This is a genomic window from Aromatoleum toluvorans (assembly GCF_012910905.1).
In the GTDB taxonomy this organism is placed as follows: domain Bacteria; phylum Pseudomonadota; class Gammaproteobacteria; order Burkholderiales; family Rhodocyclaceae; genus Aromatoleum; species Aromatoleum toluvorans.
In genome coordinates this window covers 127,764-153,060 of the sequence record NZ_WTVN01000004.1, presented here as the reverse complement: position 1 = coordinate 153,060, position 25,297 = coordinate 127,764, and the positions used below count along the sequence as shown (strand labels likewise).

General features: G+C 63.0%; 21 protein-coding genes, 1 tRNA gene and 2 pseudogenes. 3 read left to right on the top strand and 21 right to left on the bottom strand.

Features of this window, described 5'->3' with window-relative positions:
- Position 1 precedes the first annotated feature (1 nt).
- The 8 genes and pseudogenes from GPA22_RS04680 to GPA22_RS04645 form a co-directional block, all read right to left on the bottom strand.
- Positions 2–2,047, bottom strand: coding sequence for a cytochrome c3 family protein (locus GPA22_RS04680; protein WP_169254930.1), 2,046 nt, complete (start codon positions 2,045–2,047; stop codon positions 2–4).
- 90 nt (positions 2,048–2,137) lie between these two features.
- Complete coding sequence (locus tag GPA22_RS04675) at positions 2,138–3,058, bottom strand: transporter (RefSeq protein WP_246264074.1); 921 nt, start codon at positions 3,056–3,058, stop codon at positions 2,138–2,140.
- 138 nt (positions 3,059–3,196) lie between these two features.
- Positions 3,197–4,969 carry an arylsulfatase gene (locus GPA22_RS04670; RefSeq protein ID WP_169254929.1) on the bottom strand — a complete coding sequence of 591 codons (1,773 nt, stop codon included), beginning with the start codon at positions 4,967–4,969 and terminating at the stop codon, positions 3,197–3,199.
- A 152-nt stretch (positions 4,970–5,121) separates the two neighbouring features.
- Positions 5,122–6,102, bottom strand: a pseudogene (locus GPA22_RS04665) (ferritin family protein); the annotation flags it as partial.
- Positions 6,103–6,137: 35 nt separating this feature from the next.
- Positions 6,138–6,407 (bottom strand): MmoB/DmpM family protein, encoded by a 270-nt coding sequence (locus GPA22_RS04660; RefSeq protein ID WP_169254928.1) that lies wholly within the window; start codon positions 6,405–6,407, stop codon positions 6,138–6,140.
- 10 nt (positions 6,408–6,417) lie between these two features.
- The gene (locus GPA22_RS04655) at positions 6,418–7,413 is read right to left on the bottom strand and encodes an aromatic/alkene monooxygenase hydroxylase subunit beta (RefSeq protein WP_169254927.1); all 996 of its coding nucleotides are present in this window, start codon (positions 7,411–7,413) and stop codon (positions 6,418–6,420) included.
- Between the two features lie 33 nt (positions 7,414–7,446).
- Positions 7,447–7,713 (bottom strand): phenol hydroxylase subunit, encoded by a 267-nt coding sequence (locus GPA22_RS04650; protein WP_169254926.1) that lies wholly within the window; start codon positions 7,711–7,713, stop codon positions 7,447–7,449.
- A gap of 305 nt (positions 7,714–8,018) precedes the next feature.
- The gene (locus GPA22_RS04645; RefSeq protein WP_169254925.1) at positions 8,019–8,336 is read right to left on the bottom strand and encodes a 2Fe-2S iron-sulfur cluster-binding protein; all 318 of its coding nucleotides are present in this window, start codon (positions 8,334–8,336) and stop codon (positions 8,019–8,021) included.
- Positions 8,337–8,648: 312 nt separating this feature from the next.
- Between GPA22_RS04645 and GPA22_RS04640 the strand changes: the two are divergent.
- Both GPA22_RS04640 and GPA22_RS04635 read left to right on the top strand, forming a co-directional pair.
- Positions 8,649–10,330, top strand: a pseudogene (locus GPA22_RS04640) (sigma 54-interacting transcriptional regulator).
- Positions 10,331–10,610: 280 nt separating this feature from the next.
- Complete coding sequence (locus GPA22_RS04635) at positions 10,611–11,414, top strand: response regulator transcription factor (RefSeq protein WP_343035952.1); 804 nt, start codon at positions 10,611–10,613, stop codon at positions 11,412–11,414.
- A 55-nt stretch (positions 11,415–11,469) separates the two neighbouring features.
- On the opposite strand, the gene GPA22_RS04630 is transcribed toward GPA22_RS04635, so the two are convergent.
- The 9 genes from GPA22_RS04630 to GPA22_RS04590 all read right to left on the bottom strand — a co-directional run bounded on the left by GPA22_RS04630 (position 11,470) and on the right by GPA22_RS04590 (position 20,903).
- A complete protein-coding gene (locus GPA22_RS04630; RefSeq protein WP_169254924.1) occupies positions 11,470–14,385 on the bottom strand; it encodes an ATP-binding protein in 2,916 nt (971 codons plus the stop codon).
- Positions 14,382–14,618 carry a hypothetical protein gene (locus GPA22_RS04625; protein ID WP_169254923.1) on the bottom strand — a complete coding sequence of 79 codons (237 nt, stop codon included), beginning with the start codon at positions 14,616–14,618 and terminating at the stop codon, positions 14,382–14,384. The genes GPA22_RS04630 and GPA22_RS04625 overlap by 4 nt, the downstream gene beginning before the upstream one ends.
- 51 nt (positions 14,619–14,669) lie before the next feature.
- Positions 14,670–16,046 carry an OmpP1/FadL family transporter gene (locus GPA22_RS04620; protein ID WP_169254922.1) on the bottom strand — a complete coding sequence of 459 codons (1,377 nt, stop codon included), beginning with the start codon at positions 16,044–16,046 and terminating at the stop codon, positions 14,670–14,672.
- Positions 16,047–16,103: 57 nt separating this feature from the next.
- Positions 16,104–17,123, bottom strand: a complete 1,020-nt coding sequence (locus GPA22_RS04615; protein WP_169254921.1) for a 2Fe-2S iron-sulfur cluster-binding protein — start codon at positions 17,121–17,123, stop codon at positions 16,104–16,106.
- A gap of 75 nt (positions 17,124–17,198) precedes the next feature.
- Positions 17,199–18,185, bottom strand: a complete 987-nt coding sequence (locus tag GPA22_RS04610) for an aromatic/alkene monooxygenase hydroxylase subunit beta (RefSeq protein WP_169254920.1) — start codon at positions 18,183–18,185, stop codon at positions 17,199–17,201.
- A 56-nt stretch (positions 18,186–18,241) separates the two neighbouring features.
- Positions 18,242–18,640, bottom strand: a complete 399-nt coding sequence (locus GPA22_RS04605) for an MmoB/DmpM family protein (protein ID WP_246264073.1) — start codon at positions 18,638–18,640, stop codon at positions 18,242–18,244.
- 56 nt (positions 18,641–18,696) lie between these two features.
- Positions 18,697–19,032, bottom strand: coding sequence for a monooxygenase system ferredoxin subunit (locus GPA22_RS04600; protein ID WP_169254918.1), 336 nt, complete (start codon positions 19,030–19,032; stop codon positions 18,697–18,699).
- Between the two features lie 36 nt (positions 19,033–19,068).
- The gene (locus GPA22_RS04595; protein WP_169254917.1) at positions 19,069–19,335 is read right to left on the bottom strand and encodes a toluene-4-monooxygenase system B family protein; all 267 of its coding nucleotides are present in this window, start codon (positions 19,333–19,335) and stop codon (positions 19,069–19,071) included.
- Positions 19,336–19,397: 62 nt separating this feature from the next.
- Entirely contained in the window at positions 19,398–20,903 is a 1,506-nt protein-coding gene (locus GPA22_RS04590; RefSeq protein ID WP_169254916.1) for an aromatic/alkene/methane monooxygenase hydroxylase/oxygenase subunit alpha, read from the bottom strand.
- 175 nt (positions 20,904–21,078) lie between these two features.
- Here GPA22_RS04590 and GPA22_RS04585 point away from each other — a divergent pair, with 175 nt between their 5' ends.
- Positions 21,079–21,303: a hypothetical protein gene (locus GPA22_RS04585; protein WP_169254915.1), complete on the top strand. Its 225-nt coding sequence runs from the start codon at positions 21,079–21,081 to the stop codon at positions 21,301–21,303.
- 282 nt (positions 21,304–21,585) lie between these two features.
- Here GPA22_RS04585 and GPA22_RS04580 read toward each other — a convergent pair whose 3' ends face one another.
- The 4 genes from GPA22_RS04580 to GPA22_RS04565 form a co-directional block, all read right to left on the bottom strand.
- Positions 21,586–22,194: an exonuclease domain-containing protein gene (locus GPA22_RS04580; protein WP_169254914.1), complete on the bottom strand. Its 609-nt coding sequence runs from the start codon at positions 22,192–22,194 to the stop codon at positions 21,586–21,588.
- Positions 22,182–22,517 carry a DUF5710 domain-containing protein gene (locus GPA22_RS22705; RefSeq protein ID WP_343035950.1) on the bottom strand — a complete coding sequence of 112 codons (336 nt, stop codon included), beginning with the start codon at positions 22,515–22,517 and terminating at the stop codon, positions 22,182–22,184. Before GPA22_RS22705 ends, GPA22_RS04580 begins: the two co-directional genes overlap by 13 nt.
- A 489-nt stretch (positions 22,518–23,006) precedes the next feature.
- Positions 23,007–23,097: transfer RNA gene (locus tag GPA22_RS04570), tRNA-Ser, on the bottom strand.
- Between the two features lie 102 nt (positions 23,098–23,199).
- Positions 23,200–25,257: a VC_2705 family sodium/solute symporter gene (locus GPA22_RS04565; protein ID WP_169254912.1), complete on the bottom strand. Its 2,058-nt coding sequence runs from the start codon at positions 25,255–25,257 to the stop codon at positions 23,200–23,202.
- Between the last annotated feature and the right edge of the window lie 40 nt (positions 25,258–25,297).

Below are 25,297 nucleotides of genomic sequence, written 5' to 3'. Positions count from 1 at the left end.
GCTAGCGCCCCGCCCGCAGCCGCTCGCGCACGATGGCGAGGTTGCGGCTCACGCGGAAGTCGCCCGGCATGAGCGCGGCGGCCGCCTCCAGCTCGCGTGCCGCCTCCTGCCACTGCCCGCGCCCGCCGACGAGCAGGCCCAGCGCGAAATGCAGCTCGCCGGGCCGGGCCGCATGGCGCACACCGTCGCGCAGCACGCGCTCGGCCTCGTCGCCGCGCCCCGCCCCCGCGAGCACGGTCGCGAGGCCGACATGGGCATCGCTGACCGAGGCATCCTGCGCGATCGCGCGCCGGTAATGCCGCTCGGCCTGCGCGACGTCGCCCTGCGCGGCAAAGAGCGAGGCGAGATTGAGCTGCGCCGCCGGCATGTCGGCCATCGCCCGCTGCGCGGCGAGGTATTCGCCGAGTGCGCGGCGGCGCGCGGCGCGATGCCCGGGCGGCAGCTCGTCGTCGGCGACGTCGGCGAGCGCGCGCGCCGCGGCGATGCGCACTGCGCGGCGCGCATCGTCGAGCAGCGGCGGCAGCGCCGCTAGCCGCTCGGCCTTGGGATGCACCGCGAAGGCCGCGGCGGCCGCCGCGCGCACGACCGGATCGGCGTCGGCGAGCGCGGCCTGCGGCGTGCGCAGGCCTAAGCTGCCGAGCAGCTCGACCGCGCTCGCGCGCACAATCCCGGGCTGGGCCGCGTCGGTGGCGAGCGCGGCCAGGCGCGCGGGGGCGTCGGCGCGGCCCGCGCGCGCCGCGGCGAAGACCTCGCCGTAATGCTCCGGGCGGCTGCGCTCGCCGTGGCGGGCGCGGATGGCGGCCTCCGCCCATTCGGCCGGGCGGTCCGCGTGGCAGCCGGCGCAGGCGTTGGGCGTGCCGATCCGGCGCGTGAGGTCGGGGCGCGGAATGCGGATCGCGTGGTCGCGCCGCTCATGCACGATCATGTAGTTGCGCGCCGGCATGTGACAGTCGACGCACTGGCTGCCCGCGCCGCCCTCGGCGTGGAAGTGGTGCTCGGGCGAGTCGTAGCGCTTCGCCTGCAGGCCCGGGAATCGTGCCGGCGGCGCCGCATTGTGGCACGCCGTGCACAGCGCGTTGCCGCTCGCACGCAGCTTGCCGCCGTGCGCTTCGTGGCAGTCGCTGCAGGCGACGCCGGCCGCGTACATGCGGCTCTGGCGGAACGAGCCGTATTCGAAGACTTCGCCGAGCTGCTGGCCGTCGGCCTGATACAGGTCGGCGCGCAGGTTGTCCGGCACGAAGTTGTCGAGCAGCGGCGCCCCCGGCTCGGCGTGCTCCTGCAGCCGCGTGCGGCGCGCGTGGCAGGCCGCGCACTGGTCGACCTGCGCGTGCGCCGGCTGCAGCGCGCGGTTGGGCGTCGGCACCGGCGGCCCTTTCGCCCCGCCGGACGCGATGCGCGCCGCGCTCTCGGCATGCGCGCGCCCCGCGCCGTGGCAGGCCTGACAGCCGACCTCGCCCGCCGCCCAGGTGGTGCGGTAGGTGTCGCGCGCCTCGTCGTACTGCTTGCGATAGGCGGTCGTGTGGCATTCCCCGCACATCAGGTTCCAGTTCTGGTAGCGGCCGCTCCAGTGCAGCGACGAACCGGGCGCGATCCCGCCTTCGGGATACAGCGCGAACCAGCGCTTCGCGCGCATGTCCCACGCCACCGCGAGCGCCTGCAGCCGCCCGCCGGGCAAGGGCACGAGGTACTGCTGCAGCGGACGGACGCCGAGCGTATGCGTCACCGCGAAATCGCGTTCGACGCCGTCGGCGCCGGTGGTGCGCGCGAAGAAATCCTTGCCGCGGCGGAAGAAGCGCACCGCCTCGTCGGCGCCGGCGAAGCGCGCCCCATCGAAGTCGCCGAGCACGCTCGCGGGCGTCGCCTGCTGCATCGCCAGGCGGTGCTTCGATCCGGCCCACAGCGCCGCCTGCGCCGGGTGGCAGGCGAGGCACCGGGCGTCGGGGACGTAGTCCGGACGCGCCGCGCCTTGCGGCGTGCGGGCGTGCGCGGCAAGCGCCGCCAGCGCCGCCAGCGCCGCGATACCGATGAGGACAACGCGTCCGAACATGTTCACCTCCCCGCGACCGCCCGGGTGTCCGCCTCACCCATCGGGCCGGATCACACTAAACCCCCGGCGGCGCGTCTTGCGCAATGGCCGTCAGAACATCTGCGTGAATCGCAGGAGGAATTTGCCCGACTCGCGGAAGCCATTCTCCACCGAGATGTCCCGCCCGTACTGAGCCAGCAGCTGCGTCGCGGGGCCGAACATGTACGAGGCGCCGAGCATGTACTTCGTGGTCCGGAGCTCGTTCCCCTGCCTTGCGCCGCCGACCTTCGTTTCACCGCCCCACACGTGCGAGAGCCCCGCATGGGCTTCGAACGCGGGCGTGAGCTTGTAGCGCAGATAGGATTGCACCTGATAGGCCTCGTCCTGCTCGAGATCGGCGCGGGCGCGGCCGAAATCGTCGTTCTTGCCGAACAGCGTGACATCGCCGGTGAGGTCGAACAGGACCTTGTCGCTCAACGCAGTCGTGTAGCCGGCTTGCAGGGCGAATTTCCAGCGGTTTTCGCCGGCATTCAGGCGTTGATCATGCTCGTAATGGCCGGTCGGAACATACAGGTACGGTGATATGCCGAAAAAGGTCCGGCTCTTCGGATCGTTCACCAGCCACACGATGGCGTTGAGCACGGCGTCGCCCAGGCCGCTTTCCTTCCCGAACGCCGACAGGTCGCGCTTTCCCTCCAGCTCCACATACGGAACGATGATGTTCGGATCGACCGTGTAGCCGCCGACCTCGATGAGCCTGTGATATCTCAGCATCGAGACGTCCGAGTCGAGGCGCGCGTCGATCGGCCGCGCATGCCCATCGACGTACTGCTTGTCGCGTTCGACATGGGTCTGGAAGACCTGGACCGCCGACATCCCCACGGGCAAGGCGGTGAACGCGCCGGGCAGGACATCCGCCGCGGTCGCGGACAGTGCGTGGATCAATCCCAGCACGCCGCAGGCGCCGACGGCTCCCTTGCGGGACAACGCACGAACGGCTGCACGGGAGAGCATGGCAAAGTGTTCTTTCATCGTGTTTTCCTTGATCTATTGCGACGAGGCGCAGGGCACGCCCGGCCCACCACGGGGAAACCCGGGCCTCACGCCCCTCGTCGTGCTGTTTGCGTTGCGGAAACGGGTCTTACGGCACGCGGACGCGCCCGCCCCTGCTCACTTGCCCGGAGCGGCGCTGCGGGGCTCCGCCTTGCCGGTCGTGGCGGCCTCCAGCGCGAGGTCCTCGTAATACTTCCCGCCGTTGCTGTAACCGGGGCGCGACGCCAGGCCCTCGATTTCGAGCGTGCCGGTTTCGGCGACGTACTGGCGCCAGGCCGCCAGCAGCTCCTTCAGTTTCTCGGGGTGGCGCGCCGCGAGGTTCTCGCTTTCGGTGCGGTCTTTGGCGATGTTGTACAGCTCCCATTCGCCGCTGCCCCACGGCTTGTTCGCATACACGATCTTCCAGTCGCCCTTCCTCAGCGCCTTGCGCCCGCCCAGCTCCCAGCCGATCGCCTCGTCCGCCCCATGCACGGCGCGGGCGCCGTTCTCCAGGTAGGCGAGCATCGACTTGCCGCGCAGCGGCAGCACTTCGCGCCCCTGGTAGGACGTGCCCGGATGCTTCGCGCCGGCCAGCTCATAGACCGTCGGCGCGACGTCCATCACGTCCGCGAACTCGCGCTTCACCGAGCCGCCTTCGATCCCCGGCCCCCACGCGATCGCCGGCACGCTGATGCCGCCCTCGTACAGCATCGACTTGTACAGCTTGAACGGCGTCATGCCGACCTGCGCCCACCCCGGCCCGTACTCCGCGAACGATCCCGGCCGACCGAGGTTCGGCGTGCTGTTGTCCATGTCGTGGTGGATCCACTCGCGGGTGTGCGCGACGTCATACACCGAGTTGCCGTCGGCGCCGTTGTCGGACATGAAGAACACGAAGGTGTTGTCGAGCTCGCCGGTCTGCTTCAGGTAATCGAGCACGCGGCCGATCTGCCGGTCCATGTTGTCGACCATCGCCGCATACACCGCCATGCGGCGCGCTTCCGACAGCTTCTGGGCGGCCGAGAGCGACTCCCACTTCGGCCAGTACGGATGCCCCTCGTACACCGGCGTATCGGCAGCGATCAGGCCGAGTGCCTTCATGCGTTCGAGGCGCGCGCGGCGCAGCGCGTCGTAGCCGTCCTTGTAGCGGTCGGCGTACTTCGCGATGTCCTCGTCGGGCGCATGCAAGGGCCAGTGCGGCGCGGTGAAGGCGAGGTAGGCGAAGAAGGGCTTGCCGCTCGGCGCGTCGGCCTTCAGGTAGTCGATGAGCTTCGTCGCGAAGGCTTCGGACGAATAGAAGCCTTCGCGCGGCAGTTCGACCGACTTGCCGTCCTCGCGGTAGACCGCCTTCGGCGGCTTCGCCGGGTCGAGCGCGACGATGCCGCTCTGGTCGCCCCAGTGGCTCGCGCCGCCCTGCACCATCGCGAAGGAACGCTCGAAGCCGCGCGCCGCGGGGCTCATCTCCTCCTTCACGCCAAGATGCCATTTGCCGGCCATCACGGTGCGATAGCCGGCGTCCTTCAGCACCTGGCCCATCGGCACGACGCGCTCGTTCAGATAGCCCTCGTAGCCCGGCTTGCCGCGCTGCTCGGGCAGCATCAGCTCGGCCATGTCGCCGAAGCCGACGAGATGGTTATCGCTGCCGGACATCAGCATCGCGCGCGTCGGCGAGCAGAACGGCGACGCATAAAAGCCGGTGAGCTTCGCGCCGCCGGCCGCGAGCCGGTCGAGGTTGGGCGTCGCGATCTCGCCGCCGTAGGCGCCGAGGTCCGTGTAGCCGAGGTCGTCGGCGACGATGAGCAGGATGTTGGGCCGCTTCGCCGGCGGGGCGGCGTGCACGGCGGGCAGCGCGGCCGCCAGCGCGACGGCGGCGACGCACAGCTTCGCAAGAAGCCGCGGAAGGTGGTTCATGACTGTCTCCTCGAGTTATTGTGCGCAGCGCTCGCGCTGCACGGATATCTTCAACATAAATCTCGAGATTAACTGGAGAAAGGCCCCTCGTTCCACCTAGTGGAACGTCTGCCGACGAGGCAGCCGGCAGGGATGCGATACGCACGCCCGAAGGAGATCTGGTCCAGCCACTTCGGCGGACGGATGCCGTAGCGCGCCAGATCCTTGAACAGCGCCCCGCCGTTCTCCTCGAAATACACCTCCCAGGCTTCCTTCCAGCTCATGATGCGCTTGGGCAGCATGTAGTCCATCATCATGCCCACCAGGGTCAGCACGCGGTAGCCGCGCCACGTCCACTTGTCGATCCAGCGCTGCACGATGGGCAAGTTGTCCGGGTCCTGCTCAAGGATGAACTTGATCACCTCCAGGCCCAGCGTCATGTGGCGCGCCTCGTCCGACTGCGCGGAGAAGCCGAAGGTCATCGTCCCCATGTCGCCGTTGTAGGCCGCGCCCGAGACGAAAGGCACGAACAGCAGGTTGGTCAGCACGTACTCGAACGAAAAGCCGATCGCGACCATGAACTCGAACGGCCCGGCGGTCACCGCGTCGTCGAAGAAGGAGCGCGGCACCGACAGGTACCACACGCGCTCGAGCATGTGGCGGAAGTCGTGGAAGCCGTTGTAGTACTTGTTGTAGTTCGACAGCGAATGGATCTGCGTCTGCGCGTGGCGGATCTCGTCGAGCGACTGCATCAGGCACGCCACGCGCGGGCCGGCGCCGGGGAACTGGCGGCCGACGTGCGCGAAGCCGCGGTGCGCCATGTATTCGAGCGGGCTGATGCCGGTGAGGAAGAGCTTCACCGCGTTGAGGTAGCGCGCGTCGGTCACGTTGAGGTGGCCGTTGTTCTGCGCGTAGGCGTCGATGATCGCGTAGAGCTTGCGCTCCTTCTCGGCCTGGTACTTCCAGTAGGCGTCCATCGTCAGCCGGAACGGGTCCTCCCACTTGTCCCAGTCGTGGATCTTGATGCCCTCGTAGGCGGCGTACGGGTAGATGTCCTCCATCTTCTGGTAGGAGGGCGTCCAGTCGAGCCCGCGCGTCATGACCTGGTAGCGTTCCTTCAGGCCGAGCTTCTTCTTCGCGACTTGCATGTCCATGAATCCGGTCTCCTCTCTGTTCTTGCGGCGGGCGCTCAGGCGCCCCAGCTCAGCGTCAGCTCGTCGTCGGACTCGTCGATGTTGCCCGACAGCGAGATCAGGTTGATGTGCAGCTCCTGCAGGTCGAAATCGCGCCCGATCCGCTCCTCGATCGAGCTGCGGCGCACCACCAGCCGCCCCTCGGCGTCGATCTTCACCATTGCCGGCTGCTCGTTGAGCCGGGCGTGCGGGTTGTCCTCGAGGATCGCGCCGATGATCGGGCGGGTGTCGTCGTTGGTCTGCAGGGCGATGAATACGGTCGACATCACGGGCTCCTCAGATCTCGACGCCGGCCTTCGCCAGGCGTGCGTTGAATTGGCTGACGACCTCGGCCACGACTTCGTCGCTGCGCTCGCCGAGCGCGATGCGCGCCACCGGCAGCAGGGCCGCGGCGGCGCGGTCGCGCCAGTGCGCGGTCCAGCGCGCGAGCAGCGCGCGGTTTTCGGCCGACTCGGCGGCGGCGGTCTTCACCGTCGCATCGACCCATTTCTTCGTCTCGCCGAACCAGTCGGTCATGAACTGCGTGAGCATCGCGACCGCGGTGCCGCCGTCCGCCGACAGCACGTCGTCGACGATGGTCTCGAACACCAGCGGATACAGCAGGCCGTCGAGCACGACGTTCTGCACGACGAAGATCTCGAACGGATCGCGCACGACGAAGCTGTCCTCGACCAGGCGGCGCAGGCCCTGCCAGGCGTCGTCCGCGGTCCACGCGCGCTTGCCCTCGTCAAGCGCATCGGCGTCGCCGAGCAGCAGGCCGACGCGCGTCAGGTACTGCGCGATGCCGAGCTGGTCCATCGCGTGGTAAATGCACGGCTGCGAGAACGCGGTGCCATAGCCGTAGGCGCAGATCGACGCGTTGTTCATGTTCGCGCCCCACGCGACGTGGCGCAGCGGCACGAGGAGCTTCAGCACGGTCGCGGTGAGCTCGGCCGGCAGCGCGGCGGCGAGGCCGCGCGACTCGACGAAGTCGAAATTCGCCTCGGCGGTGTCCTGCTGCTTCGCGCGCGCCAGCGTGTAGGCGCCGTAGTAGAACTGGCGCGGATCGCGGAACGCATACCAGTCGGCCATGCGGATCGCCGTGCGTCCGGCGTCGAAGATCTCGTGCTCGGGATCCCAGGTCGGACGGTATTGGAAATTCGCCGTCGCCTGCAGGTCGAACGTGCCTTCCTGGTAGCGCGAGGCGGGCTTGTCGCCGCCGATGCGGCGCGCGACGTGATCGAAGGTTTGGCGCAGCGGCTTGATCGCCACCGTGCGCAGATCGATTTGCATTGAGGTCTCCTCCTTGGTTTTCTTTACAAGTGCTCAGCGAAAGCGCTGCTGCGTGGCCTGGTGCATGTTCCAGCTCCAGCCCTCCGCGTCGTCCGCGACCGGCGCCGCGTCGCGGGGATCCAGGCGGATCACCCGGTGCGCGGCGCAGAACTGCTCGTAGGCCTCCGCGGGCAGCAGCATCTCGACGCACAGATCCGGCTCGCCGATCGCAAACTCGAACTCCACGAGACCGTCGGCGCGGCGTTCGACGAGCCGCACGTACTTGCGGTCGATGTCGATTCCGGGGCTGTTTGCATCCATGCCTGCATCTCCTCGTTCATTTGGTCTGTTTTGCGGTGCCGCCCCGAGATAGCACTCAAGAGTCGTGCCATATGTCGCAATTACCGATGTTTTCTGGCGTTTACGTTTTTTCTCGATATTTTTACTTATCGCCGCAATTTTCCGATCGATCAAATGATCAATCCGCCCGAAAAAAAGTGATCAAATGGTGAAGCCGCTTTTGCGCGCTGCAGCAGGGCCCGGCACAGCGCTGGCCCTTCGCGGCCCGCCAGGCGGCCGCCGTCCTTCGACAGGCTCAGGGCGAACGGTTGGAATGGATTGCCGGGTCAGTAGCGCGGGCGCGCGAGCGCCTTGCTCAGGCCGCCGACGACGCGCAGCGACAGGTCGCTGGCCGCGAACACCTTGCACGCGAGTATCACGCCGTCGCGCTCCTCTTCCGCGGAAAGGCAGGCGCGGCTCATCTTGCGCGTGCTGAACTGCCCCTCGGTCACGCGCACCTTGCACACGCCGCAGCCGCCGCCGCGGCAGCCGACGGGAATCCCCCGCCGGCCGAGGACCTCCATCGCGCGCAGCAGGTTCTGCTCGCCCGTGCAGCTGAACACCTCGCCACTGTCCTCGATCCGCACCGAAAAACGCTCGCTCATCTCTCTGTCTCCTCGCTTCGCCGGCCTGCGCCGGTCTCTCGTCGTTGATGATCCGATCACCGCCGGACCACCGTCTTGCCGCTACAAACAAGATCCGTGCCGCTTTTTTTCGCGCCATCCGCAAATCTCGAGATTTCAATTTTTGTGGCAAGATAGCTCGGAGGACCGGGCGAACGTCGCGGCACGCAGGGCGCGTCTGTGGTATATCGTTCGTACAACGACGGCCGGGCCGACCGCGGTGTTCACCGCGGCGAGCCCGGCCGCAGCCCCGCCCCCCCGGCCCACCGCCGGCGGGCGACCCCAGGAGGAGAGGTGAAGGACATCCGTTACCCCGAGAATTCGGACCTGCGCCAGCTGCTGCGCTTTTCGGCCAAGGAAGGCCTGATCTGGCTCGGCGAGCACCGCATGGTGCTGCTTCATACCGCCGCGCTATCGGAGCTGCGCAAGGAACTCATCGCATCGGTCGGCAGCGAGCAGGCGCGCCGCATCCTCACCCGCATGGGCTTCGCGTCGGGCCTGCGCGACGCCGAGCTCGCGCGCAAGATCCGCGGCGGCGGCAGCCTCGCCGACATGTTCGTCGTCGGCCCGCAACTGCACATGCTCGAAGGCTGCGTCGAAGTCGAGCCGGTGCGCCTCGACATCGACGAGGACGCCCGCAGCTTCTACGGCGAATTCCTGTGGCACCAGTCGTGGGAAGCGGAAGTCCACGTGCAGCAGTTCGGCGAAGTCGACCATCCGGTGTGCTGGATGATGATCGGCTACGCCTCGGGCTACACCACGGCTTTCACTGGTCGCTTCATCCTGTTCCGCGAAGTCGAGTGCGCGGCGATGGGCGCCGGGCAATGCCGCATCGTCGGCAAGCCGGCCGAGGAATGGCCGGACGCGCACGAGCTCATCCCCTACTTCGAGCCCGACTCCATCGTCGGCCGCCTGCTGGAACTGCGCGAAGAGGTCGAGGCGATGCGCCGCAGCATCGTCTGCCCCGCCGCGATGCCGAGCCTGATCGGCGCCTCCAGCGGCTTTCGCCAGGCCTACGAGCTCGTCACCAAGGCCGCTGCGACGAACGTCTCGGTGCTGCTCCTGGGCGAGACCGGCGTCGGCAAGGAACGCTTCGCGCGCGCGCTGCACGAGCTCAGCGCGCGCAAGGACGCGCCCTTCGTCGCGGTCAACTGCGCGGCGCTGCCCGACGAGCTGATCGAATCCGAGCTCTTCGGCGTCGAGCGCGGCGCCTTCACCGGCGCGGACGCGTCGCGCGCAGGCAAGTTCGAACGCGCCGACGGCGGCACGCTGTTCCTCGACGAAGTCGGCGAGCTGCCGCTGCCCGCGCAGGCCAAGCTGCTGCGCGTGCTGCAGGAAGGCGAGATCGAGCGCCTCGGCGACGAGCGCACACGCAAGATCAACGTGCGGCTGGTCGCGGCGACCAACGTCGATCTGCAGCAGGCGTCGCCGACGGACGCTTCCGGCGCGACCTGTTCTACCGCCTCAACGTCTATCCGGTGACGATCCCGCCGCTGCGCGAACGCGTCGCCGACATCCCGCTGCTCGTCGAGACGATGGTCGACCGCTTCCGCTCGCTCCACGACAAGCGCATCGCCGGCGTCACCGACCGCGCGATGACGGCACTGAAGACGCAGCGCTGGCCGGGCAACGTGCGCGAGCTCGAAAACGTCATCGAGCGCGGCGTCATCCTCGCGCCGCAGAACGGCTGGATCGAAGTCGAACACCTCTTCGTCGGCGCGCCCCCTGCCCCGCCGGCGCACACCTGCATCGACGGCAGCGGCAAGCTCGGCCAGACCCTGACGCCCAAGGCGCCCAGCGTCGGCCCCGACCTCACCGACGCGCTGCTCGACGCCGGCATTTCGCTCGAAGTGCTGGAGCACGACCTGCTCGAGCGCGCCGTGCAGCGCGCCAACGGCAATCTCGCTGCGGCCGCGCGCATGCTCGGCATGACGCGGCCGCAGCTCAACTACCGACTGAAAAAAACGACCGCCTGAGCGGCAGGCGCTGAGACGAAGATCCCCGGCCCGGCCTCGCTTCCCCGTGGCCGCAGTTTCCATACCATCGAAATCATTGGTGTTTGCAATAAATCTCGATATTTCTTAAACTGGGGTTGTTGCCCCACCTTGCGGAACCACCGCTTCGGCGCTCTCCTGCCCATGGGTGCCGGCAATGGACGTGCTACAGGTACAGCTTGCCGGCACCAGCCCGAAGGCCCATCGAAGGCCGCGGGCGCATCACCAAGGTCGTCGGCGATCGGACCATCGAGGAGGCGTGGTGTCGGAAATCCAATTGCCGGAAGACAAGCGTCGGGAAGACGCGAGTCGTGTAGCTCACGCCATGAACCCGCTCACTCTTGAGGCTGTTGAAAAAAGCGCTCGGTCGGGGCGTTGTCCCAACGTTGCGGCGATCGAACGGCGACTACCTTGGACGACGAAATTCGTGGGGCAGCGCACCGTGACTACATCGCCGGCAACTACGCCTACTGTTTATGTCATCGATGACGATGCGTCCATTCGCGAGTCGCTAAGTAGCCTGATTCGCGCGGAGGGGATGATCGCCAAGGTATTCGAGTCGCCGCTGGAGTTCCTGGCGGCCAAGGAGCTCGATGATTTTGCCTGTATCGTGCTCGATGTCCAGATGCCCGGTTTGGACGGCTTGGCGCTGCAGGAACGCCTGGCTCAACGAGGGACGGATCTCCCCATTGTCTTTATCACGGGCAATGCAAACGTCCCGGATGCAGTGCGTGCGATGAAGGGCGGAGCCATCGACTTTCTGCGAAAGCCATTCGAGGGCTTCGAGTTGCTGGATGCAATCACCGCCGCATTGTCGCGCGTGAGCGCCAGCTTCGACGACAAACTCAAGACAGCAGAGTTGATGGAGCGCTATGAGCACCTGACTCCACGGGAAAAGGAAATCATGTTTCTGGTCGCGCAAGGGAAGCAGAACAAGATCATCGCGGGTGAACTGGGCGTGAGCGAGAGCACTGTAAAGGTGCACCGACACAACGTCATGAACAAGATGCAAATGCGATCGCTCCCGGAATTGACGATCGCGATTCAGAGGCTCAACAGGTCCTGATGCCTGGTATTCCTCTGGGTTCGACAGGCATGCGACGCACGGTACGCAGGACAGCTCAGTCCTGAGTGGCAGGAATGGTGAAGCAGAAACACGCTCCTTGCGGACCACATGACTCAAGCCACAATTTTCCGCCATGCCCCTCGACAATGGACCTGCTTATGGCCAACCCCATACCCAGCCCGTCCTCTTTCGTAGAATAGAACGGTTCGAAGATCCCAGATATCTTGTCCGCCGGAATGCCTGGACCTGAATCACTCACCGAAAACAACACGCCTCCTGAAGCATCCGCCTCGACGGCAACCACAATTTTGCGTCCTTTTCCTTTTTGCCTTCTCATCGCGTCAAGGGCGTTCACAAGCAGATTCAGCATCACCTGTTGTAGCTGGACCTGGTCAGCCTCGAGCGCCGGGAGCGGGTCCTTGATCCGGACGTCAACGCTTGTTGCAGTTTCGGTCAGCGCCCTCTGGAGCATCTGGACCAGGCTGTCAATCATATCCCGGACGTTTACCGGACCCCGCTTCAAGCCCCGGTCCTTCAGGAAATTGCGGATTCGCGAGATTACCTTTCCGGCGTGCACCGCATCGCGATGCACCCTGTGCAGCGCAGCCACGACTTCCTCATAGTCCGGCGTTTCCCTTTCGATCCATCGCAGTGCGGCATGGCTGTTGGTGACGATGGCCGAAAGAGGCTGATTGACTTCATGAGCTATCGACGCGACCAGCTCTCCCATTGTCGTCACCCGGGAAACCCGCACAAGTTCCGTTTGGGTCTTGGCCAACGCGTCTTCCGCAGCTTTCTGGGCCGTCACATCTTCCACGATCACGGCTATACGCGGCGCATGTACATCGACGAGTGGAATGACCGAAGCAATGACGTTGGCCCACAGGAACCCTCCATCACTTCGCTCATAACGCTTTTTTACCTGGTAACTCTCGACTCTCCCTTCGAGCAAGCCCATGACATTCCGTCGCGTCTTTGCGCGCTCTGATTCCTCGGTAAGATCGATGAGCGAAACGCCGCCGATGTCATGGGCCTGATAGCCGAGCATCTTCTGAAGCGCCGGGTTTGCCTTCATGATCTTTCCGTCGGTATCGAGCAACGCTATGCCGACCGCCGTGTTCTCGTAAAAACCCTGCCAGCGGCGCTCGGATATCTGCAAGGCCATCAGCCCGTCCTGCAGGGACTTGTGGCTCGCGATAAGACCTGCAGTCAACTCCTTGATGTCTGACGCCTGCGAGTTGAGCTCCTTTCGGAGAATGTCCGCAGTCAGCTTTACGGTCACCAGATTACGGACGCGCGCGCGCAACTCCTGGGGCGAGAACGGCTTTGTGACGTAATCCTGTACCAGATCTTCCAGCAAGGATTCGCGTAGTGCATCATCCGCCCGCGCCGAAAGAACCAGCACCGGTATGTTTTCCGTGTGTTGCTCGCGAAAGATTCGCACGAACCGCTCACCGTCCATTTCCGGCATCATCAAGTCGGTAACGACCATGTCCGGGACCCATTCCTGCGCCACGCGCAACGCCGCCTCCCCGTTTTCGGCGAGCGCGACCTGATAATCGTCGGCAAGCACGTCATAGAGAAACTGCCGAAGATCCGGATTGTCTTCAACAACCAGGATTCGTGCCTCTCCCCGCCTCCCCGAAACGTGAGGAGCCTCGAGTGACCTCAGGGGGCCAGCTTCAACATCGGGCGAAACGTCGCCCGTGGAATCTGTCGCCCGGACAAAGGCCCCCGATGGTGCCCGAAGCGGCAACTCCACCTGAAACACGGCGCCCCGTTCGGGCGCATCGAGCACCGAGATCGTTCCGCGATGTAACTCGACCAGCTCCTTGACAATATTCAGGCCGAGCCCGCTTCCTTTCGCCGAGAGTTGATCTTCTCCCTGAGAATAGCGATCGAAGATCGCGCTCTTGAGCTTGTCGGGAACGCCGGGACCATTGTCCTGGACACTCACCAAAAAACGGTCCCTTGACAGCCGACTGACCGAACACCGGATACGACCGCCATCCGGAGTGAACTTCAGGGCATTTGCAAGCAGATTGGTAATCACCCGACCGAATTTCCTCCGGTCGACATCGACCTCCAGTTCTTCGCCATTCGGCACGGTCAAGCTGATGCCGCGCTCCGCCGCCGCCGCTGCAAACCCTGCCGCCACCTCACGCAACAATGCGGTCACGTCCAGGCAAGAGTAGACAAGGGGCATTTCCCCGGCATCGATTCTCCCCAGGTCCAACAAGTCGTTGACCTGCTGAAGCAAGGCTTGCGCGTTGCGCTTGATAGCCTTCAGCCGAAACTGATCGCGCTCACAAACCAGATCCGACGCGTGGAGCAACTGATTGACGGGCCCGAGAATCAGTGTGAGGGGGGTACGCAAGTCGTGACTGACGTTAGCGAAGAATTTCGTCTTGAAGCCGTCAATCTCGCGCAGCTTTTCCAACGCAGCATTCACTTCGTTGTTCTTTCGCGTCAGCTCGGCCTCGATTTCAATCTTCTCCGAGACATCCCTCCCCTCCGGCAGCAGAAAGGCGATCTCTCCGCGATCGTCGAATATGGGGGTCAGGGAAAAATCGACAACTATTGTCCCCGTACCTCTGGATTTCCCATAAATTTCGATATCGCATCGCACGAACCGCCCTTCCCTGGCCTGGGCAACCATGGATTTGACGCGTTGGCGGGTCTCTTCGGACAAAGCCCACCAACGCGCCTCCCAGAATGGCTTCCCAACGACCTCCTGAAGTTCTATCCCCGCCCCCGCCAAGGCAGCCTTATTGATTTCTATGACGGTTCCGTCGATATCCAGCAACCCCAGGAACTGGTACATCGAATCCAGGATGATCCGTGCCAGCTTCTGGCGACGAACATCTACAGGGTCATCCACCAACAGTTCGACGCCCTTGACGGAAGCAATAGGGCTCCCAACCGATGGATCGGGACTGTCGCCGACCAATGTCTCGCCAGAATTAGTCATTTTTCGACACCAGCAGACTTGCGAACCTTGAGAGACTTCGTCTGGAATTCGTTTACGCCAATACGGCTGGCAATGTCATCCACGATCGCACCTGTTCCCAAAAAAGCAGGACAAGGCACGCCTCGCCCGTCGCACCCTGAAGGAACGATGCGAAGGAGGATAACGGGAAGGTTGGCCTTAGGGAAGCGCAGATCCCGCGCTTCCAGGCCGAGGCGAACCGGCGCTTCAAGCACCGGCCAATCCCGACCCAGGCGCGCGGGCTTGGATCATCGATTCACTGGAAATCAGAAGCTGATCGTGTAATCAAGTGTCACGTTGTCCTGAGAATGCGAAACCTCGATCGGCGCGGAGGTATTCGGCAAGGATCTGTTGGTCATGCGTTCCTTGAATGCATGCGAATATGCAAAATTGACTCTGCTCGACTTGGAGAATGCGTAAGTAAAGCCGGCCGAAATGTGCTTGGTGGGGATCGCCGGAACCACCGCCAAAAGAGTTCCGCTGCGAAGGGCTTGGGAGGCAAAACGCACCCCGGCGCGCACCGTCCATTCCGGCGTCAGTACATAGGAAGTTCCCAGGGCGAGAATCGTCTGGTCACGGTAGTCCTGCGGAAGAGACACATTGAGATTGCCGCCTCCATCCGCCTCGAACGCAACCTTGATGTCCTTCATCACGTCCTTCCAAAACACCCTCGAAATGTCGGCAGCCACACTCCACTTGTCGGTCAGACTGTGCAAAACGCCAACACTCAGCTTTGCCGGCATCTGAAAGTCCTTGATCTTGATCTTCCCCGTCAATGGAATCTTGCCTGCCACACCGGAAATTGCCGTCAAGGTGGCGTCCCCCTCCATGTCGCCGACCTGGCTTTGAATTGTGTAGGAGGCACCGAATCTCGTGGCTTGCGTCGCTTGGTAGACCAACCCGAGCCGCCCCGAGTAACCCCAGGCGTTAACCCCGCTGGCAATGGGTCCGTTCTTGGTCAGGCTGAAATGAGCCCCCTGGAGTGCCGGCACAGTACCGAGCACCGGCAGCAGTGACCCGCTGACCCGTCCGCCGCCAATCAGATCCCCGGCCTGATCCGCGCCCAGCAACAAGTCCAGGTTCACCCCCTGCCACACGGCATCAAGGCTTGCGCCAATGGACAATGCATCGTCGACCTGATAGCTCATCGCCAAGGGAATATCCAGGACCAGGAGCCTGCTGGAATTGTCCAGACCTGTATCGCCCCCTCCAGAATCGCGGGACAGAAAACTCTTGCGACCATACTCTGTTCCGAGGCCGCCTCTCGCAAACGCGCCGATTCCGAAGGACCACTTGCCGAATCTTTCGACGTAAGCGACCTCGGGAGCAAGATAAGGGCCGCGGTTGCGCGAGTGCGAGTCGGAATTTGCCGTCTCTCCGGTCGCCTTGTTCCTGGCACTGATATCTGTTGTCACCAGATCCAGTCCGAACAATGCCTGCCTTTCCTCACGCATCAATGACAGCGTGGCGGGGTTCGTCATCATGCCGCTCGGCCCCAGATCCTGAGCCACCCCCGCACCGCCCATCGAGCGCGAAACCGCCCCAACCCCCTCCAGATAGAATACATCGGTGGCCGACGCACTATGGCCCTGTGCCGCCAGGGCAGCCAGGACCGCCAGCTGCGCAATTCGCTTCCTTGACATCGCTCTTCTCTCCATTTCGCGTGTTAATCGTTGTTTGAGTACGGTTTCCCGCTCACGCTAAAAGAAACGATCAAAATGAATCTGTCCAAATGGCACCTTGTGCCCGACCATCAGCAATTCCTGTATCGCCTGCGTCATCGGCGGTGGGCCGGCGAAATAGAATTCGTAGCTGCAAAACTCCCGTGGCAAGACCTGAGCAAGCTGGTCATGGACATAGCCCGTCAGACCATTCCACTGCCCTTCATCGCACGGAAGTGAAACCACCGGGATGTACCGGATCGAGTCGCCAAATTTCCCGAGTTCACGAAGCATCTCCTCCCCGCAGACGTCATGGCGTGTCCTGGCACCGTAGAAGAAATGGAGGGTCCTGTTGTCCAGCAAGCCTCCCTCGGCCGCGCCTCTGGCAATGGACACCATGGGGGCCAAACCGGAACCCCCTGCTACGCACACCAGATCACGCTCGGATTCCGTGCGCAAATAGGCAAGTCCGTACGGTCCATCCAGGGCGATTTCATCACCCACGGCCAACCTGTCGAACAGGATATGGGAGCCTTTGCCATGCTGTACCCGCCGCACCTGGAAATGCCATTCACGGTTGGCGTTTGCCGTATTGGAAAGTGAATATGCACGAGAACCTTCCAGGCCAGGCAGCTCCAGCATTGCATATTGCCCAGGCAGAAAGTCGGCCTCTTCGCTGGAAACGAATCTGAACTCGCGAATATCGTGGGTGATGGTGCGCACCTCATGGAGCCATGCCTTCTGGCGCTTGGGCGGAACTCTCGGCACATATTCCAGGGCACTGGGAGCCGCAATGGTCACATCCCCGATGGCCCTGCATTGACAAGCCAGATGGCGGCCCCGCTTCCTGTCACGCTCGCTCAGGCCGGGCGCCTGCGGCCAGAGTGTCTCGATGTCGCCCTCGAGAAGTTCGAATTTGCAGCCACCACAGCCGCCGGAATTGCACTCGTAGCTAATCCCTATGCCCGCACGAAGAGCCGCACGCAGGATCGTATCGCCATTCTCCTGAGGAAAGGCGCAGCCATCCCTCTCGTTTCTAATCGTCGCCAGATCGCCCATGGCACCTCCAAGAAGACGAATAAATTCTGCTGGCACGCCCTTGAACGTGCCGCAGGTAACAGGTGTCTGTTTGGCTTACAATCCCAGGGAACGCCGAAAGTCGCGCGTCGCGGATTTGGCCGAGGCGGCCGCATCCGGAACGTCAGGCAGCATTTCGCAATAGGCATCAATTGCCTTGTCAGCCAGCGGCTCCCACTTCGCCACCCAACCACGGATGATTTCCAGATTGCCCGGCTTTTCGAGTGCCATCTTGATCAGGGCGCTGATCCAGCGCCGATGGCGCGCGGAGTCGATTAGCTGTGCATCCGTAATCAGCCCAAGGAGGGTGTCGCCGTTATGTCGTGCCGATTCCCCGAGCTTGCGGAGAACACTCTCTTCGATGGCGGGTTTCGCCACCAGGTTTAGAACGACAAGGGCTTCACCCCAGTCCCACACCGTCAACGCCTTCTCCATGAGTTCGCGAAAGCCCTGCCACACCGGATCCTTTTCCCAATAAGTGCGTTCATCCTGGGCGAAACACTTGTCGGGGAAGGCCACGGACAGTTCTTTGGTGCGATAGGCCGTATGGCTAAGCCAACGCAGGCTGTCCGCCATCTGGAAGTAGTGGCAGCTTGTGATCGTGCTGGCCGGGGAGACCTGCCCGACATAGGCGGACGCCATTTGAAGCGTGTGGAAGAGATACCGCGATGGTGTATAGAGGCGCGCAAGCGAACCGGTCCAGCGCAGATCGAGAGACTTGTCGTGCTCCCGTTGACTGAACTGATCCAGCAGGCCAAAGACATACGTTTCCTGGCCGTCCTGCATCATGTTGTAGGTGCGATAGACGACCTCGTCGGGATCGCGGAAGGCATTCCAGTCGTCGTGATCGAGCGTTGTCGCGAACGTGTTCTTCTTGTACCACGCATTCATGAACATGTTCGGATCCAGCTCATAGGGAGCATTCGGATCGCGGTCGTTGTAATGGAGGTTCGCGCTGACGATCTCGTATTCACTGGGCTTGCGACGGCGCGCCGCCAGATGGCTCCATGTTTTCAGCGGCTTCAACTGCTGGATTTCCGACATTCTTGTCTCCTCAACATCTCTTTATGTGGCGCCCTGATCGAAGACCATGGGCCTATTCAAATTCTCTTGACGAAATAGAAGCGGATTTCGTTATCACGGCTTTCGATCTGCCCCGCGAAGGAACTCAGGTCCACTTCCAAATCATTCATCTTGAAAGGCCTCCCCAGCTCTTCCTCGATGGTCTGCCGCCGAAGCACCATTTCCTGCTCCATATGGATCCGGATGTACGCACGTTTGTCCTCGACGAACAGCTCCCTGCCCGGGTTATCCAGCTTCGCAGCTTCAATTACTGCCGTGGCCAAATCGCCGGCGCGCATTATCGGCCCGACCATGTTGTTGTGGTACGCTTGCGCACTGCTTCCCAAGATCATTGATGTCTCCTCGCTCAGTCCTTGCCGCTCGCCGGACGATGGTTTTTGATCGACCGGGCACTTCTCCGGAATTTGACGTGTCATCGCTACAAGTCATGACCTGCAGTTGTCAGCTCATGACAAATTCAGCTGTCAGTGGGTCAGCTGTGCGCGAACAGGGGAATTACTCCCTCCGTCTCGACAAAAACGTCACTCCCTTCGATTTTCACGGGGTATTCCGCCAGCGCGCAGTCATCGGGGTTGATGCCTTTGCCGCTGCAGGCATCGAACTGCCATAGATGCGCTCTGCAAATGATCTTCTTCCCGTCGAACTTGCCTTCTACGAGTGGAATGTCCTGGTGGGGGCAAATCCCTTGAAACGCCTTGACCTCTCCCCCTTCGGCGCACACCAGCAGGATCTCCTTGCCATCGACGGTGAAGGCTTCCATCTCGCCTTCCCATACGTCGTCGATGGTGCAAATTTTCATAAAGCCCATTTTTCGCTCCGATTGCGGTAGTGGTTGGGATACCACTCAGTGTTTGGACGACTCCCAGACGATTTCTACCGTTTCGGTTGGCCTTAGACCGGATTCGGACACCTTCATCGTTCGCGGAAGGAAATCCTCCGTTCCCTGCCTGCGAACACGCAGAATGCATCCCGGACGCGCCTTCACGCGCCGACCGACGGAGTGAATTGCCGCAGCAGCGGCGACGTCATCCATGGTGTCTTCGGTATCTACCGGCACCAACTGCAAAACGAAATCCCCCTCGAAATTCGAGGTCAGGGGAAATAGCGCCATCTTCAATCTCCTCGTTAATCCAACCCGAAACCCGATCAGTCGGGTTTCGGGCGGTAATGTTCTTAGCCGGCCTTTTTGGTAGCCCGCATCGCCCGATATACGTCCGCCCATGCGTAGTCATGCGCGTCGTCGCCGCACTCTCCCGGGGCGATGTTCATGTAGTGAAGCGCGCCGCCGAGATCCATCGGCTGAATCATGCCGGCGAGGAACCGGTCGACAATGCTCAGGTGCCCAGCGTAACGCTCGGGTTCCTGCTGGAAGACCCAGCGGTCGACTTCAGAGCCGAAGTGGTAGAGGCGGCCGTTGTAGTCGAGCGGGTAATCCTTGACGTTCCACTTACTGCCTGGAGTGCCGAGAATCGGGAGCTGACACATGTTGCAAACGTAGGGAAGGGTTTCCGGATAGGTCAAAGCCATGTTGCCGTCCACCACGTTTTCGATGATCACGTCCCAGCATTGGCCCCAGGTTTCATTCCATCCCGGGTATTTCTTTTCCAGCCAGTCGCGTTCTTCCGGCGTGACTCCAGCGGCCGGATTCCACCATACCGTCGGGCGCCAGTAGTAGGACCCCAGATGCATGCCGTGGTGAGTTTCATTGAGGTCTGCCAGGAACTGTTCCCAGTACCACGGGAGGTCGAGGCCCATGTCCGTCAGGGCGCGTTCGAACTGGGCGACAATCCATTCCTCCATGAATTCCTTGAAGGACTGTTTGCGGTGTTCGAGGGGGGTGTAATAGTCCATGATCGGCCCGGTCAGGACCGAAAAGAGCTTCCAGGCCCTCCATACGGCAATATCGACGCGTTTCTGCGCCTCTGCCTTGTGACCGTTTTCGATCAATACCTTGAGCGCCGGTCCGCCAATCTGGGCGTGACGCGATTCGTCCGTCTGGATACTCGAAATGAGATTTGCAAACGTATGGTCTCCCGCCTCGGCGGCATCCGCGGCGAGCCCCAGGAACTGCATATTGGTAAAGCCGGTTTCGAAACTGAACGTCAGCATGATCGAGACGCTGATGGCGTCACGCGTCAGCATGATGTCGTCGAAAAAATGGCGCGCCGCGATCATCGCCCATTCGTTGGTATCGTAGGCCTTGAACGCCCAGTCCATCTGGCGGTCCTTGGCGACGTGCTCATGCGGGAAATAGAGCTGCATCTGGCCGTGACGGATTTCGTCCATGCAACCCAGGGTCGCCATATTCCGCATTCCGGGCGCCTTCGAAAAACGCATCATGCGGGCTTCGGCACTGGCAGCGGCGTATTCGCCCCTTGCGATGGCGCCATAATGCGCCTTCATGACCGATTTCCAGCCGGGGTCGGAATTCTCGAAGATCCGGCTGCGCTCGAGCGCAGCTTTTACCGAGTACGCACCCGCATCCTTTTCGCGCTGTACCTTTACATACTCGGGATAGGTCTGCTTGTACGGCTCGTCGTATTTCTCCCAAGCCCCCTGCGGCAGACCGAATCCACCCGACAGCTGCGGCGGAAACAGTTCATCTTCGGTAACGTACGTCGGGGTCCAGTTGGTAGTCCTGGCCAGGTCGTACCAATCCATCCTGTTGAGTAAAGCCATCCGTGTCTCCTTCGTATCGTCAATCGAGAGTCGGGTGTCTCTCGAAGCAAGGCGAATCTCGTCGCCATCCTTTGCCGCCCTGACGGATAGGTCGGGCGTTGTCGTGGAAGGGAAGTTAAATGGAAGGAACCGACGTGAAAATTAGACTTTGGTTTAGACGGGGAAGAATGAAGTAATGGGCAGGCGCGAGATCGAGGTCGTCGACGAGGATCCGGGTCGCTCGGCCGCTACGCGTGGAAGCAGCAACCCGTCTCCGCTCGTTCTGAGCGAGATCAGGAATTTCCGTCTGCTACCGGCACTGCAATACAACCCGATTACGCGTGAGCACCTTTTGGTCGGCATCGTCGGAGATGCGACAGAGGAAGCCGGCTTCGACCGGATCCCGAGCATCGTGGGCTAGCCAGCCGTCCCCGGCCCTGGATGCCCGGCGTTTACGTAGCTCGGCGGGCACTCAAGGTGCTGCCGGCGACGCCCCCCCATGATGAGACAGATGGCCAAGCATTGAATGGACCGGACCAGGCCGCCAACGCCGCCGCGGCGGGTGCAGCACTCGTCTTCATCAACTACCTGCGGTTTCGTCTTCCCACGTTAGCAAGGTGTCCATGAAACCGGCAGCAGCCCACGGCAAGGGACGAGTCGTGTGGCTGTAGTGACTCTTTTGGAGGTCACCGGACGGGGTCACCTACCCCTTCCAGGCCGCCAGGCATTTGGCCAGTTGGCTTTTCGGCGTGCGCTGAATCCGCCGCAGCAGTTCCACGGTCACGTCCCGCGCTTTGTGGCGCCGACGGAGTTCCTCCTCGAGGTACACCAGAAGGCTGGCCGCCATCTCCGCGTCTGCGAGGGCGCGGTGGTATCGGCCTGCCACCGGCAAACCGGCAAACTCAACCAGGCGGCCGAGCTTGTGGCTGGGCGCGTCGGGCAGAATCCTCCGGGACAGGAGCAGGGAGCAGACAAAATCCTGCGTCCGGGTCCGTTGCACACCCGCGAGCTCCGCATCCCAGAATTTCGAGTCGAACGCGGCGTTGTGGGCGACGATGGGGTAGTCGCCGACGAAACCCGCCACCTCCCGCATGACCTCGGCCACCGGGGGTGCGTCCTGAATCATGCGGTTGGATATTCCCGTCAGCGATTCAATGAACGGCGGAATCGGGACACCGGCGTTCATCAAGCTCTGGTACCGGCCGACGACCTTGCCGCGCTCCAGAATCACGGCAGCAATTTCTGTCGCGCGGTCACCCCGCGCTGGCGACAACCCGGTTGTCTCGAAGTCGATGACCGCTACCGCTTCCACTCGCTGCTCCCTTTCAGGCTAGTCGACGTCGGTACGACCCGACATTTCTCGCAGTCGTCCCACGGCAGGCAATTACACACCCGGGGACGCTCGACGTACCGGCTGCCCACCTGGACCGTATCGGATGCGGCTTTGCTGCGTGCGCTGCTCCGTTTCGGCGCGCTTGCCGCAGGCGCGGCCGCGTCATGAGGGGTGGGCGACCATCGCAAGAAGATCCCTTCGTCGAGATGCCCCTCTATGTACCACAGCTTCCGCGCGGCGTCCCACCGGGCACCGAGCTTCTTCGCCTCATCCTTCTCGGCGAAGGGCACCTTGAGGTTCATTCTCATCACGGGTATAGCCGACATACGGGGAGTGTGCATTATAGGGGGTGTAGCCGGCAGCAGTGCCTGTCGTCATACGCGACTAGCCTTTCCGTTGAAGGGAGGGCAACTGCTTCGTCAGGCGCGAGCAGGGCGAGTCCCGTACTATGATGGCTATCGGCGGCTAGCCACTTTGCGATGCAAAAACATGAATTTGGGCCACCAAATGCCCACATCGACCTCAGCTGCCTATACCGCGCCGACGATCAGTCGCCAATCCTTTCGGAATTCCTGGAGACCGTACGTGCCTTCCGCGCGGCACACCTTGCCGGGCATACTCCCGGAATCCAAACGGAAACCGCTTGGGACGCGGGAATCTGAGAATGACGAGCGTGTCGGCCTTGAGACTTTACGTCACCGCGCGTGCGGACGACGCCCCATAATTAAGCGTATTCGGGATGGCGGGTGTAAACGAAAAACGCGCCGAAAGGCGCGTCTTTACTGGGTATCTGGCGGAGAGAGCGGGATTCGAACCCGCGTCAGGGTATTACCCTGAACACGCTTTCCAGGCGTGCGACTTAAACCACTCATCCATCTCTCCGTGGAGCCGCGCATTGTAGCAGAACAGCAGGCATACGGAACCCCATTTTTGCCTGCTACCAAGATTATCCGCGCGCAGCGGCCGTTCCGACGCGGCTGCTCCCTATTTCGACTCCGTAAACATGCCCGGATCGTCGGCCGGGAGACGCGGGTAGCGCACGAAATCGACCAAGGCACCGATTTCGGGTGGTGGCGGGCGGGTGAGCAGGCTGACGATGACGATCGAGAGGAAGCCCAGGGGCACGCCGAAGACGCCGCTGGAGATCGGGCTGATGTTGAACCAGGCGTTGTCCATCGAACCGCCGAAGAACGCATGGGTGCGGGCGAAGTAGTAGATCGTGACCGCCGGTCCCGCGAGCATGCCGGCGACTGCGCCGGGGCGGTTGGCGCGCTTCCAGAAGATACCCAGCACCAGCGCCGGAAAGAACGCCGCCGCGGCGATCGAGAATGCGAGGCCGACCATGAAGAGGATGTTGTCCGGGCGCATCGACGCGACCCATGCGGCAACGGCGGCCACCACCAGCAGCTGCGACTTGGCGATGACGAGGCGGCGCTGGGTGCTGGCGCCCGGATTGATGACTTTGTAGTAGAGATCGTGCGACAGCGCATTCGAGATCGTGAGCAGCAGGCCGTCGGCCGTCGATAGCGCCGCCGCCAGGCCACCTGCGGCGACGAGCCCCGAGATGACGTAGGGCAGGCCGGCGATCTCGGGCGTGGCGAGCAGGATCACGTCGGTGTTGAGGCTCAGTTCGGCAAGCTGCAGGATGCCGTCGCCGTTGATGTCCTCGATGTTCACCATGCCGACCTTGCCCCACGAGAAGAGCCAGTTCGGCAGCATCGAGATGCTCGTGCCGATGAGGTTGTTGTACACCTCCCATTTGGCGAACACGGCGTACGCGGGGGCCGTGACATACAGGAGGAAGATGAAGAACAGTGCCCAGAACACCGACTTGCGCGCTTCGACCACCCCCGGGGTCGTGTAGTAGCGCATCAGCACATGCGGCAACGCGGCGGTGCCGACCATCAGCACGAACACGAGCGCGAGGAAGTTGTTGCGCGCGATCTGGCGTTGTTCGGGCGTGTCGCCCGGGTGGGCCTGCGCATGCCGTGCCGGCAGGTGCGAACGTTCGACCGCATCGGCGCGGGCGCGCTCCCATAGCTGTCGCGCGTGCTCCGGCGTGCGCGGCAAGTCGCGCAATGCGCGCTCCGTGTGTGCGATATCGCGCGCCGGGGCATTTTTAAGGCGTAACTGGTTGAGCCGTTCGATAAGTTCGCGCCGTTCGGCGTCGAGCGAATCCGGGAGCGTGGCGATCTTGGCCGCATACTGGTCGGCGCGCTCGCTGAACTGCTTGCGCACGGCCACCTCGGCCGGATCGGCGAAAAGTTCGTTTTCCTTTTCCGACAACTGCCCGAGGACCGTCCCGTACATCACCGGCGCAACCGGCACGCCGGTCACCTTGTACGACAGGATGGTGACCGGCACCAGATAGGCGACGATCAGGATCACGTACTGCGCGACCTGCGTCCAGGTGACCGCGCGCATGCCGCCGAGGAAGGAGCAGACGAGAATGCCCGCGAGGCCTACGAACAGGCCGATCTCGAACTCGATGCTGACAAAGCGGCTGGTGATCAGGCCGACGCCGTAGATCTGCGCCACCAGGTACACGAAACTCGCGATCACCGCGGCGATCAGGCCGACCACGCGTGCCGCGTTACCCTGGTAGCGCGCACCGAGGAAGTCCGGAATCGTGTACTGGCCGAATTTCCGCAGGTAGGGCGCCAGCAGGAGCGCGACGAGGACGAAGCCGCCTGTCCAGCCGGTGACGAAGGCAAGCCCCTCGAATCCCGCGAAATAGAGCGTCCCGGCAAGGCCGATGTAGGAAGCCGCGCTCATCCAGTCCGCTGCCGTCGCCATGCCGTTGAACACGGCCGGCACGCGGCGGCCGGCGACGTAGTATTCGGTCACGTCGGCGGTACGGCTCATGACGCCGATACCCGCGTAGATCGCGATAGTCGCGAACAGGAAGATGTGGCCGATCATTCCCGCCGACATCCCCATCTTCTCGCCGACGGCAAGAAGGCCGACGAACGTGATGAAGCTGACCGTGTACCAGAGGTAGTACCGCCGTAAGCGGCGGGCGAAGAGAGACGAGGTCGTCATGCCGGCACAGCCCGATGCGAGACGGAAGTGGAGCGGCTCG